The organism is Ochrobactrum teleogrylli (genome assembly GCF_037482325.1).
In the GTDB taxonomy this organism is placed as follows: domain Bacteria; phylum Pseudomonadota; class Alphaproteobacteria; order Rhizobiales; family Rhizobiaceae; genus Brucella; species Brucella teleogrylli.
Genome location: NZ_JBBHKQ010000002.1, coordinates 402,846 through 415,434, shown reverse-complemented (window position 1 = coordinate 415,434; position 12,589 = coordinate 402,846). Strand labels below are relative to the sequence as shown.

The following is a 12,589-nucleotide window of genomic DNA, read 5'->3' as shown; positions in this document are numbered from 1 at the left end:
ACAACACAAACAAAAATGTTACGGGAGTGAGACATGTTTAAGAAGGGTATGCACGTTCTGTTCGCTGCTGCAGCAGCACTGCCGCTTATCGCCAGCGCTGCCTGGGCTGAAGGTCTGATGACGATCATCGTCAACGACCCTTCGAACCCATATTGGTACACCGAAGGTGAAATCGCCAAGAAGACGGCTGAAGGCCTGGGCTATTCGGCTGTCGTTGGCGGTCACAAGGGCGACACCAACACCGAAAGCAACCTGATCGACACCGCGATAACCAACAAGTCGGTTGCGATCATTCTTGATCCGGCAAATGCTGACGGCTCGGTTGGGGCGGTCAAGCGCGCTGTCGCAGCAGGCATTCCGGTGTTCCTCGTCAACGCCGAAATCAATCAGGAAGGTCTTGCCAAGGCACAGCTCGTTTCCAACAACGCGCAGGGCGCTGCAATCGGCGCAACCCAGTGGGTTGAAAGCGTTGGCGACAAGGGCAAATATGTCGAATTGTTCGGTGCACCATCGGACAACAATGCGGCAACCCGCTCGAATGGTTACGAAACGGTCCTGTCGCAGTATCCGGATCTGGTGAAGGCCGGTAAAGACGTTGCCAACTGGAACCGCACCCAGGGCCACGACAAGATGCAGGCCCTGTTGCAGGCCAATCCCGACATTATCGGTGTCATCTCCGGTAACGACGAAATGGCTCTTGGTGCAATCGCTGCTCTGAAGAAGGCTGGCAAGCTGGAACAGGTCAAGGTTGGCGGTTTCGACGGTTCGCCGGATGCGGTCGCTGCGATCAAGGCCGGTGAGCTTCAGTACACCGTGCTGCAGCCGGTTGCCATTTTCTCGGAAGCTGCCGTCAAGCAGGCTGACAGCTTCATCAAGACCGGCAAGACCGGTGTTGAGCAGGAAAAGCAGCTTTTCGATTGCTTCCTGATCACCAAGGATAATGTCGACAAATATACGGCTCCGTTCGTTCTCGAGCAGTAAGAGCATAGACCGGAGCGCCGGCTCTAACCGGCGCTCTGGATATCGTTCCCCTTTTTGTCTGGCGTAGTTCGCCAGAACCTGTCAGTGACAACGAAATAATGGCTGGGAACGGATGGCAGGCATGACGGTGAGCAACAAGGCAAGCATTGACAACCTGATGACAGATCAAGTGCCGAACGACAGTCGGCATGCGCGTCAGCTGGTTCGCCGCCAGCAGATCGCGGAGACTGTGATGGCCGAGGGGTCGATGCGGATCGAAGATTTGACGGAGCGTTTCGGCATCAGCCTGATGACGGCGCATCGTGATGTCGATGAACTTGTCAGCCGGGGACTTTTTCGCAAGACGCGTGGGGTCGTTTCCGCAGCACCTACCAGCCTGATCGAAGCAAGCGATCTTTACCGGGTGTCGCGACAGTCGGAAGAAAAGAAACTGATCGCCGAAGCCGCGATGCAATTTGTCGAACCGGGGCAAGCCATCTTTCTGGATGACTCGACCACTGTTCTGCAAATGGTGCCGCATCTTCAGGCCAAGACGCCTTTGACCGTTATTACCAATTCGCTGATCCTGATGAACGAAGTTCGCGATATGCAGGACATCACGCTGATCGGTCTGGGTGGGCAGCTTTACAACTGGTGCAATGCCTTTGTCGGCGGCATGACGATCCATGAAATCCGTCGCCTGCGTGCCGATGTGGCGTTCATCTCGATCGCCGCAATCACCGACGATCTGTTGTTTCATCAATCGACCGAAATGGTTGAAACCAAAAGAGCGATGCGCGAATGCGCAGCAAAAAGTGTGCTTCTGGCGGACCACACAAAGTTCGAACGGCGCGCTTTGCATAATTTCGGCGCCCTGAGTGATTTCGATGTGGTTATCGTCGATGAAAACACGCCCGAGGCGCATATCGAACATATGCAGTCCCAGGAAATAAATGTCGTCATCGCCCGTTCGGGCGGTCAGAAAGAATAACAAAATCGCGGCGAACGCGCTTCGCTGAGCCAGCATTACCATACCAGGAATACGATCCATGCCCTGCCTGTTGGGAATCGATAGCGGACTGACCGTCACGAAAGCCGTATTGTTCGACATTGACGGCAGGACGCTGTCAGTCGCGCGCCGCCGTGTCGCCCAGTCGTTTCCGCATCCCCGTCACGTCGAGCGTGACATGGACGAATTCTGGAATGCCACCGCGGACGCGATTGCCGAAGCGATTGCCACGAGCGGCAGGCCTGCTTCCGATATTCTGGCCATCGCCACCACTGCTCATGGCGACGGTATTTATATGCTCGACAGTGAACACCGCCCGCTCGGCCCGGGCATTCTGTCGCTGGATAGCCGCGCTGTCGATATTGCGGAAAACTGGGTGAACGGTGCCGTCGCAGAACAGTCCATCGCCATTACCGGACAATTGCCACATGCTTCCGCACCTTCGGCCATTCTCGCCTGGGTGAAAGAAAACGAGCCTGAGCGCTTCAGTCGTATCGCACATGTCATCGCCTGCAAGGACTGGCTCCGGTTCTGCCTGACCGGCGAGGTCGGAACGGATCGGACCGAAGCGTCCACCTCCTTCACGGATGTGCAGAGACAGGATTATTCACGCGACGCGCTTGCATTGTTCGGACTGGAAGCCCTTTGGAACGCGTTGCCACCCATGTCGCGTTCGGACGAGATCGTGGGTGGCGTTTCTGCGGCTTGCGCGGCGCGCACCGGTCTTGTTGCCGGAACGCCGGTTGTCGGTGGTTTGCACGATGTTACGGCATCGGCGCTTGGCGTCGGCGGGCTGAAGATGGGCACTGTGGCGGTGGTCGCGGGAACCTATTCGATCAACGAGACACTATCCTCCGAACCGCATGTGAATCCGAACTGGTTTTGCCGCAACGGTATCGCGCCGGGGGAATGGAACAACATGTCGATCTCGCCAGCGTCAACGGCGAATTACGACTGGTTTCTCGATAAGCTCTGCCCATCCGAGCGGCGTCTCTCGGAAGAGACAGGTCGCTCGATCCACGACATGTTGCGCCCGGAAGTAGATGCTGCACTGGCAAAGCCCTCAACAGCATTGTTCCATCCTTATCTTTTTGGTTCGCCTTATGGCGCCATGGCAAGCGGCGCTTTTTTTGGTCTGCGCGGCTGGCAGGAACGCGGTGATATGCTGCGCGCCGTATGGGAAGGGATTGCCTTTAATCACCGCATCCATGTCGATCATCTCAAGGAAGGGTTCGCCATCTCCGCTGCGCGGTTGACGGGCGGCGTATCGCGCAGCCCGGCCTTTGCGCAAATGTTTGCCAATGTGCTTGGGATGCCAGTGACCGTCACTGAGACGGATGAGGCAGCAGCTTGGGGCGCAGCGCTTTGCGCGGGCAAAGGTGCGGGTGTTTTTGCTGACGTTTATAGCGATCCGCGCGATCTCGATGCCATCGGTTGCACTTATACTCCAGATGCGGAGCGCAGCGCGCAATATGAAAAACGCTTCGCACTGTTCAAGGAAATTGCCTCGGCGCTTGGGCCATTATGGCCGAAAATTGAAGCTCTTTCGGATTGACGACAGAACGGACGCATGTTGCGCGATTGCGCAGACAACAGATGTAAAGACGGTGAAATGAACAGTTTCGTAGGCCCTGCCGAAATGAAGACCCGCATCGCCCAACTGGAAGCGGATGGTGTTGACGTCCTTATTCTTGGCGCGGGCATCAATGGTGCGGGGCTGTACCGGGATTTGTGCGAACAAGGCGTGAACTGCCTTATCGTCGACAAAGGCGATTTTGGATCGGGAACCAGTGCTGCGCCGTCGCGGCTGATCCATGGTGGTTTGAAATATCTGGAAACCGGGGAATTCGGTCTGGTTGCGCAATCTACCCTGGAACGAAACCTGCTTTTGAAAAACGCGCCGCATAATGTTGAGCCGCTGCCGACGTTTATTCCTGTGTTCTCGTGGACCAAAGGGATCACCGCGGCCTTGCGCACATTGTTCGGTTCCACAACTGCGCCGCGCAGTCGCGGCGCCGTACTGATCAAGATCGGCCTTGGACTCTATGATTATTTCGGTGCGCGTGAGCGCGTTATGCCGCGCCACCGTTTTCTCCTGAAGAAGACCGCAACGCAGGAAATGCCGTACATAACGCCTGCGATTGTCGCAGGCGGTATCTATCATGACGCCAAGGTCAGCCGACCCGAGCGGCTGGTCTATGAACTGGTCAGTGACGGACTTCAGGCCAATTCAAAAAGCGCGGCTGCGAATTTCACTGCCTTGGTCAAAGCCGGTAATGGGACAATCAGCTTTGAAGGTCCAGGCGGCGCGGCATTCTCAGTCAGGCCGAAGCTTGTGATCAACGCGGCTGGCCCGTGGATTGACCGGGTGAATTCTGCGCTTGGTAAACCCACCAAGATGATCGGCGGCACTAAGGGGTCGCATATTCTGATCGACCATCCCGAACTGGTGAAAAGCCTTGCTGGAAGGATGATTTATTTCGAGGCCGATGACGGTCGTATCTGCCTTGTTTACGACTATCATGGTCTTGCGCTGGTCGGTTCGACCGACATTCCTTCCGACGATCCGGACAATGTGCGCTGCGAGGACGATGAGACAGATTATTTCATTGAAAGCCTGCGTTCACTGCTGCCGAAATTGCAGTTCGACCGCAATCAGATTGTCTACACCTATAGCGGCATCCGCCCGCTGCCTGCGTCCAATGCCTCAGAACCGGGGTTGATCAGTCGCGATCACTCGGCGCCGGTGATTGAGCCCGATCCGGCGCGTCCATTCGCAATCATCTCGCTGGTAGGGGGCAAATGGACGACGTTCCGGGGGTTTGCCGAAGAGGTTGCGGACACGGTCTTGCAGCGGTTGCAACGCACGCGCCTCCGCTCGACGCGCAATCTCGCAATCGGCGGCGGTAAGGACTACCCGCTGGACGACAATGCGCGCATTGCGTGGGTCGCAAAACAGGTAAGTACAACGGGCCTTAAAGCTGCGCGTGTCGAGCTATTGCTCAAGCGTTATGGCACGACAGCGGGCTCCATCATCCGGGATGAAGCCAAAGTCGGTGTCACCTATTTGCCCGAAACGGATACGGTGAGCCGCGCCGAGATTGCCTGGATCGCTCGCAACGAACTGGTGGTTCATTTGGCTGATGTCGTGCTGCGTCGCACAACGCTTGCCATTGACGGCGCGCTGACCGCCGATAATCTGGCTGCGATTGCGGATATTCTGGCGCTGGAACTGGGTTGGGACGAAGCGCGCAAGGCTGAGGAAATTGAAGCGGTGACCGCAGAACTCGCCAAGCGCCACAATGTCATTTTGGCGGAGAGGCCCGCAAAGCGGCGTTGAACCTTTCCAGAGATACGCGACCGGGAGGATGTCGCGTATCCGCTGCTTTCCGCGCTTTGGCTTAAAGCGGTATTGACAGAACTCTATAGGGTTCGAGCGAAAGCGCCCTCTTACCTTCTATGCTGACGTTCTGCTCTTCTGGCGTGACATTCACGAGCCAGAGTCCACGCTCAACCGCGAAGGCAAGAACGTGGGCCGGGCGTGATGAATGATAGGCGCGCCATTCTTTTCCGGCCAGTGCGGACAAGGCTTTCACGCTGTTGAAAATCGGGCGTGTGCGCCCCGCAGGCGTTGGTTCGTTTTCATGCGCAACCAGCCCGAAGGGACCGGTCAATGCTGATAGCGTCAGACAGTCGAGATTTGCATCTAGCACCCGCGCTGCATAGGCCAAGGCAAATGCTTCTGCGAATTTGCCATTGTGGCGCGGATCGCGATTGGCCATGGCGATACGTTTGCCATTGGGGTTGTCCATCGTCCGGCTCCCATAGGGATTCTGGCGCATGGGAATGGTCGATGGGCCGATGCGGTAGGGTTTGTCGCCATAAATGGCGCGTACCGAACGCGTAATGAAGGGCAGCGCCTCCAGCGTTTGCATGACGCTCAGGTCGTCGGCGGCATGCACGATTGGATTGGTGCAATGCGTCACAAAATCGATCAGGGCGCCCGGCACGCGCTTGCGGTTCAATTCCGTGAAATAGCTCAGCATACCGCCGCCGAGGTTAGCATCCGGAAAAGCGGTGCGCGCGGCGTTATAGACTTCTTCCAGTGGTGGGCAAGGCGGCCAAGCGCTGCCGGGCGGCGTGGACTGGCGATCTATTGACGGTGAGACAATGATAGCGTCGGGCGCAAAGCCTGCTGCTTTCATTTGCGTCGCAATCTGGGTGGTTTCGTCGATGAGTGACCCTTCACAGGGAAGTGCGATCTCCAGCGATGTGCGCCCCTTATATCCAGCGGCAAGAGCAGCAAAGTCTGCAAATGCTGTTGCGTCATGTCCGGCATGTGGATCGTAATGGAACAGCAAATCCTGCGGAGAGATTTCGCTTAGCAGGCCGGACGAGGCAAGGCTCGCCTTGGCTTCTTCCGGCGTGATGATGATGCCGATACTTGGCATGATGCCGCGCGCGTCGTCAGGTGTAATGAGCACTGGTTCGGTGTTTGAAGTGACGGCACTAGATGCACTCGACCGTTCATCGTAGATGGTCAATGCGACGCGCTGATGGATTGGTTCGTTGGTTTCAATCCGATAGGGCCAAGGCAGCGCGAGAGGGCGCACATAGGTTTTATACGAGGCATCGGACCAGTTGCGTTGATCCTCCATCTCGAAGACATCGCCTTCCATACGGCATTCGACCAACACATCCGGAAGGGCTTCATGGGTGATGGCGCGCATATCCTTAAATGGTTGCCACGGCTCGATGAGATCGGGCAGATGGGTCTGTACATGCGTTCCATCGACATGTTCCACCGTAACCGGCGAACCGGCAAGCCCGACAATCGGATGCAGAATACAAAAGCCGCAGCGGTTGGTTTCGAAGCCGGTTGTCGTTGTAGCCACAGCGTCGAATGTTAGTGTGCCACCAGTATCTGCCGATATGGTCACAGCAACCAATAGCTCGCTATCGCTGGGACCGCTGACATAGGCCTGATAGGCGACAGTAAAACCAGCGGCGTTTCTCTCTACGGTGAAGTCGCGAATAGAAGGGGCATATGTCCCCCAGTCGCGGTCGCGTACGAGATAAGACACCGCGCGCAGCACTTCGACACCATCATAGGTGATGCAGCGCAAATTCCCATCGCTCAGATCGACTGCGAGACGCCCAGCTTGCAGGTGCAGTGGCCGGGCATCGGTTTCTTCTGTGCCATAAAGCAGAAACGGATCGACGCTGCTCATCCCAGCATAGCCTTCACATCGACGCGGTTGCCGCTGGCCGCACTGTCATAAGCTGCATCCACCAGCGCGAAGGTTTTGAGATTATCGGCACCCGACGTTGATGTTTCCGCGCCGGAGGCAAGTTTGTCGATCCAGTGTTGCTGGATCGCGAAGACGCTCTCCTGAATATTGTGCCAGGGACGCGATGCCCAGGACAGCAGTTTGGGTGAAACGTCCGAAACGGTTGTACCTCCAGCATTGATGACTTCCAGACGGTATCCCTGATAAAGCCGGATTGAGCCTGCTGTGCCATCCAGTTCGATGAGGGTTTCCGGGAAGGGGTCAACCTGAAGTCTGGTCGCATAGCTGACATCGACGACGGATGTGGCGCCATTTTCATGGTCGAGCAAAATGGTCGCGACGTCCTCGCCCTTAATCTTCGGGTTCACGCGTTTGGTCCGCGCGACGAGGCTTGCTACATCACCGAGAATAAAGCGCGCAATATCGAGCGTGTGGATGCCAAGGTCTTCGATGATGAAGCGCTCGCCTTCCGCAAGATAAGGCTGGCCCGAGAAGACATCGTAGCCCGACCGGAAGGAAAAACGCCCCCAGAAGGGATCGCCTATCGCACCGCTATCGAGTGCTTTCCGAACGGCCTGTATCGGTGTCTGCCAGCGGAAATTCTCGTGAACCATCAAAGGAACACCGGCATCTTGGCACGTTCTCACCATGGCCTTGGCGTCATCAAGGTTCTTGGCAAAAGGCTTTTGGCAGATGGCGGGTACTTTATGAGCAGCGGCCATTTCAACCAGCATGCGATGGCTTCCAACCGTCGTTGCTATATCGACAAAATCGATATTTCCATTGGCGAACAGCGCCTCGGCATCGGTATAGCGACGTTCGATCCCGAACTGATCGCCGACGATCTTCAGTCGCTCGGGGTCGCGGTCGCAGATCGCCACGATTTTTGCACCGGAAACATCGTTCCAGGCATGCATCTGGTTGATTGCGAAGAAGCCGCAGCCGATGAGCGCGCCCTTGAATTCTGCCATTATCCTGCCTTTGCCATTTGCATGAGCGTGACGCGCTGCTGAAGGCGGCGCTGTGCCTGGTCTACAACCACGGCGATGATGATGACGAGGCCCTTGATGACCATCTGCCAGAAGGACGACACCCCCATCATGACCAGACCATCAGAAAGAATCCCGATCACGAAAGCGCCGATAATCGTTCCACCGATGGTACCGCGCCCGCCCGACATGGAGGTTCCCCCCAGAACAGCCGCGGCGATGGCATTGAGTTCGAAGGAGTTTCCAGTTGCCGGGTGCGAAGCCATCAGTTCAGAGGAAATGATAAGACCGGCAATGGCGGCGCAAAAGCCCGAAAACATGTAGACGAACATTTTTACGCGGTCGACGCGGATACCGGACATGCGCGCTGCGCGCTCATTGCCACCCACCGCGAAAATCTGTCGTCCCAACGGCGTGTACCGGGCGACATAGGCTGCGCCCAATGCAACGACGATCAGAAGCCAGATGGAAACCGGCAGGCCGAGAATGCTGCCCGCGCCGAGAAAGCCGAAGCCGGTGGTGCCGAGATCTTCTCGCCCGACGAGGTTCGGGAAGGTCTGGCCGTCAGACGACAACAGAGCAAGGCCGCGCGCGACATATAGGGTTCCGAGCGTGGCGATGAATGGCGCCACGTTGAGCCTGGTAATCAGGAGCCCGTTGATGAAGCCGACCGCGACACCTACAGCCAGTGTGATGAGCGATATCTCGATCACATTGAAATAGATCGTATAACCGATCCCCAGATCAATGCCGTAGATCAAAAGACCACCAGCGACCATGCCGCACAGGCCGACAATCGAACCGACAGACAAATCGATCCCGCCCGTGATGATAACAAAAGTCATGCCCATGGCGAGAAAGGCGTTCAGCGCCACGTGTTTCGACATCAAAATGAGATTGGCCGTCGAAAGGAAATTCGGGGCGGCGAAGGAGAAAAAGATGAAAACGGCAAAAAGTGCGATGAATGTCCGTAGCTTCATCAGCGTCAGCAAGGCCGATCCGCTCGAAAAGGTTGGGTCAGTGGCTGCCGTGGCGGTTTTGGCTGTCATGACGCGAGTTCCTTGGTTTGCAGATCGTGGTTATGGCCGTGGCCCTTGGCCGAGGCCGCTATGATATCGGCTTCCGTCGCATGCTCGCGGTCAAAGATGGCAATCAGCTTGCCATTGCTGAGCACGGCGATGCGGTCGGATAAGGCCATGACTTCTTCCAGATCGGAGGTTGAAAACAGGATGGCCAAGCCTTCGCCAGCGAGGCGGCGCATGGTGCGGAAAACATCCGCCTTTGCGCCAACGTCGATGCCGCGCGATGGCTCGTCCATCAAAAGAACTTTCGGATTGGTCATAAGCGCCTTGCCGATCACAACTTTCTGCTGGTTGCCACCCGACATCGAAGTCACTTCGAAATCCGGGTTCGGGGCTTTGATGGCGAGATCCTTGATGGCCTGCCTGACGGCTTCCTTCTCACGCTTCGGCGCAATGTGGAACAGTTTCGCAAGCCGGTCGAGACTGGCCATCGTCAGGTTGCTGGCAATCGACAGAACCTGCACCAGACCCTCGCGCTGACGGTCTTCGGGAATAAGCGCAAGTCCACGTCTTATGCGGCGTGTCGTATCGCGCTCGATAACTTCTTGCCCGTCTATGAAAATATGGCCGGTCGAATGGCGGTGCTGACCCATGACGCATTCAAAAAACTCGGAACGGCCCGCACCCATAAGGCCATATATTCCCAGAACTTCACCGGCGTGGACCGACAAGGACACATTATCGACGGCAAGGCCGCCTGTGGTGCGGGGCAGGGTGATGTTTTCGGCGCGGAACCGCTCTTCGCCTATCGTGTGGTTCACCGATTTGGCAAAATCCTTGGCATCGGAGCCGATCATGGAACGCACGATCCATTGCGTATCGATGTTCCTGACTTCTTCCTGCCCGGTGATTTTGCCATCACGCAGCACGGTGATGTAATCGCCAATGCGCATCAGTTCTTCCAGACGATGCGAAATATAGACGATGGCGACGCCTTGGCTTTTGAGTTCGGCGATGACCTTGAAGAGAATATCGACCTCGGCGGCTGAGAGCGCAGATGTCGGTTCGTCCATGATGACGATGCGCGCATCAAGTGAAATGGCTTTGGCGATTTCCACCAATTGCTGCTGGCCGATGGGAAGATCGGAAACCAGCATATTGGCATCGATGCCAGCATCCAGACGCTTGAGATATTCGTTGGCCTTTTGGACCTGCGCCTTGTGATCGATGCCGCGTACTCCGCGCATGATCTCACGGGTGGCGAAAATATTCTCGGCCACGGACATATTGGCGAACAGATTGAGTTCCTGAAAGATCATCGCAATGCCGCACTTTTGCGCATCGGCAGGACTGTCGAAAACAACCGGTTCACCGTCGAGAATGATCTTGCCCATGGTCGGGCGCTCAACACCGGCGATGATCTTCATCAATGTGGATTTGCCAGCGCCGTTCTCGCCCACCAGCACATTGACCGATCCGCGTCGCAATTCGAGATTGGCGCGTTTGACGGCGACGATCCCCGAATAGACTTTCGATACGTCTTCAAGCTTGAGGACGATATCGTCTTTGGTTGGCTGTTCCGTTTCCATGGCTCACTTCTCCAGCGCAATGGATACGGGCGTGAAAAGCGGTAGCTGGCCCTTAGATGGCATGGCGAAGGCGCCACTGGCCTTTACTTTCATGCCGACCAGATTTTCGCGTGGCAGCTTCGACAAAACTTCGTCGTTGACGCGGATATTGAACGATTTCCCGAACTGCGCCCATTCGATCTGGTTGCGGAATTCGTTGAAGTTTACAAAGCTCAAGCTGTCGCGAATGGCCGTTCCGCGAACGGTTGGCCCGATCTGAACACGCGCATCCGCCTTGCTATCGCCATTGCTGTCCACATCGACATAGGCAGCCCGCGATTTGGTCTCGGCGCCAACGACCGTACCTTCCAGCCTGGTTGCAAAGGTCCAAGGCGCGTTGCCCTGCTTTTCGCGGTGGCCGAATTTGTTTCCCGCCGCGTCAGCGTCGGTATTGGCTGCCGTCATAACTTCATCAAGCGTCACGGTCTTTTCCGCGAAGAACGGTTTGACCTTGGAATCCCAGATGTTGGCAACCGAGCGGTCCGGGTTGAAATTGTCACCGCGGGCAGCTGCGGCTTCCTCAGCTGTTGGCGTCTTGATGATCTTGCAGCCCGAAAGCGCAACACCACAGGCCAGCACAACAATGGACGCTGACTTCAGTACTGACATGAAGATATCCTCGGTATAGGGAATATGCCGGGAGCATCACGGCTCCCGGCTCTCAACTTTCCGGGGCTCAATCCTTCAAAGCGAAGGTTTCGAGCTTTTCCGCATTGTCGCCGTTGATCAGAACGCAATCCATCAACTGCTTTTCTTCAGCAGGCTTTTTGCCCGACTTGATGAATTCGTCAGCCTGAACGACAGCGGTTTGCGCCTGCGCGTAAGCTGGCTGGAGGACGGTGGCCTTGATGCCGCCAGCCTTGATGGAGTCGCGCACATCGTTGGAGCCGTCGAAGCCGACGACGATCACGTCCTTACGACCGGCAGCTTCGAGAGCCGCCCAAGCGCCCATCGCCATCGTATCGTTGCCTGAAATCACGCCTTTGATGTCCGGATTGGCTTGAAGAATGCTTTGCATCTTGGTGAAGGCTTCCGGCTGGCTCCAGTTGGCCGACTGCTGTGCGACCATCTTCATATCCGGATAGTCGTCGATAACGTCGTGATAGCCCTTCGAGCGTATGCCGGCATTGAGATCGGCTTCGCGGCCAAGCAATTCCACGTAATTGCCTTTTTCGCCCATCAGCTTGACGAATTCTTCCGCGCCGAGCTGGGCGCCCTGATAGTTGTTGGACACAATCTGCGAGACGGCAATGCCGGTCGCATTGATTTCACGGTCGATCAGGAAGGATGGAATGCCTGCATCCTTCGCCTTCTGCACTGCAGCGATAGACGCTTCGGACCCGGCATTGTCCAGAATAATCGCCTTGGCGCCACGCCCGATTGCCGTATCGACGAGCTGAGATTGCTTGTTTGCGTCGTCGTCGTGAACGAGGATCAGCGTTTCATAGCCAAGTTCCTTGGCTTTTGCCTCTGCGCCCACGGCCTCAGCCTTGAAGAACGGATTGTCGTGTGACGGCGTGATGATCGCGATGAGGTCCGCCGCCCAGGCTGGCATGACTGTGCCTGCCGACAGCGCACCAGCGACGATGGCCAGCGCGATACCGCGCGTCAGTTTCCTGCGTGTGAATTCCATAATTTCCTCCCAGTGTGTTCAGCCCTGTTCCCAGCAGGGCAGTGAAGGAGGGCGCTT

General features: G+C 56.6%; 10 protein-coding genes. 4 read left to right on the top strand and 6 right to left on the bottom strand.

The features are described from left to right. Positions 1-33 precede the first annotated feature (33 nt). The 4 genes from WIX40_RS19535 to WIX40_RS19520 all read left to right on the top strand — a co-directional run bounded on the left by WIX40_RS19535 (position 34) and on the right by WIX40_RS19520 (position 5,309). A complete protein-coding gene (locus WIX40_RS19535; protein WP_339441561.1) occupies positions 34-981 on the top strand; it encodes a D-ribose ABC transporter substrate-binding protein in 948 nt (315 codons plus the stop codon). Between the two features lie 121 nt (positions 982-1,102). Beyond that, on the top strand, positions 1,103-1,951 hold the full coding sequence (locus tag WIX40_RS19530) for a DeoR/GlpR family DNA-binding transcription regulator (protein WP_121538992.1): 849 nt from the start codon (positions 1,103-1,105) through the stop codon (positions 1,949-1,951). A gap of 58 nt (positions 1,952-2,009) precedes the next feature. Further along, positions 2,010-3,524 (top strand): FGGY-family carbohydrate kinase, encoded by a 1,515-nt coding sequence (locus tag WIX40_RS19525; RefSeq protein ID WP_339441559.1) that lies wholly within the window; start codon positions 2,010-2,012, stop codon positions 3,522-3,524. Between the two features lie 57 nt (positions 3,525-3,581). Next, positions 3,582-5,309: a glycerol-3-phosphate dehydrogenase/oxidase gene (locus WIX40_RS19520; protein WP_371834158.1), complete on the top strand. Its 1,728-nt coding sequence runs from the start codon at positions 3,582-3,584 to the stop codon at positions 5,307-5,309. 61 nt (positions 5,310-5,370) lie between these two features. Here the strand turns inward: WIX40_RS19520 and apnL are convergent, their stop codons facing one another. From apnL to WIX40_RS19490, 6 genes are all read right to left on the bottom strand, one after another. After that, complete coding sequence (gene apnL / locus WIX40_RS19515) at positions 5,371-7,200, bottom strand: D-apionate lactonase (protein ID WP_339441558.1); 1,830 nt, start codon at positions 7,198-7,200, stop codon at positions 5,371-5,373. Then, on the bottom strand, positions 7,197-8,231 hold the full coding sequence (locus WIX40_RS19510; protein WP_339441556.1) for a Gfo/Idh/MocA family protein: 1,035 nt from the start codon (positions 8,229-8,231) through the stop codon (positions 7,197-7,199). The genes apnL and WIX40_RS19510 overlap by 4 nt, the downstream gene beginning before the upstream one ends. Beyond that, positions 8,231-9,298 carry an ABC transporter permease gene (locus WIX40_RS19505; protein WP_109365877.1) on the bottom strand — a complete coding sequence of 356 codons (1,068 nt, stop codon included), beginning with the start codon at positions 9,296-9,298 and terminating at the stop codon, positions 8,231-8,233. Before WIX40_RS19505 ends, WIX40_RS19510 begins: the two co-directional genes overlap by 1 nt. After that, positions 9,295-10,860, bottom strand: coding sequence for a sugar ABC transporter ATP-binding protein (locus tag WIX40_RS19500; protein ID WP_339441555.1), 1,566 nt, complete (start codon positions 10,858-10,860; stop codon positions 9,295-9,297). The genes WIX40_RS19505 and WIX40_RS19500 overlap by 4 nt, the downstream gene beginning before the upstream one ends. Before the next feature lie 3 nt (positions 10,861-10,863). Then, positions 10,864-11,508, bottom strand: coding sequence for a DUF2291 family protein (locus tag WIX40_RS19495; protein ID WP_339441553.1), 645 nt, complete (start codon positions 11,506-11,508; stop codon positions 10,864-10,866). Between the two features lie 67 nt (positions 11,509-11,575). After that, on the bottom strand, positions 11,576-12,532 hold the full coding sequence (locus WIX40_RS19490) for a D-ribose ABC transporter substrate-binding protein (protein WP_109365880.1): 957 nt from the start codon (positions 12,530-12,532) through the stop codon (positions 11,576-11,578). Between the last annotated feature and the right edge of the window lie 57 nt (positions 12,533-12,589).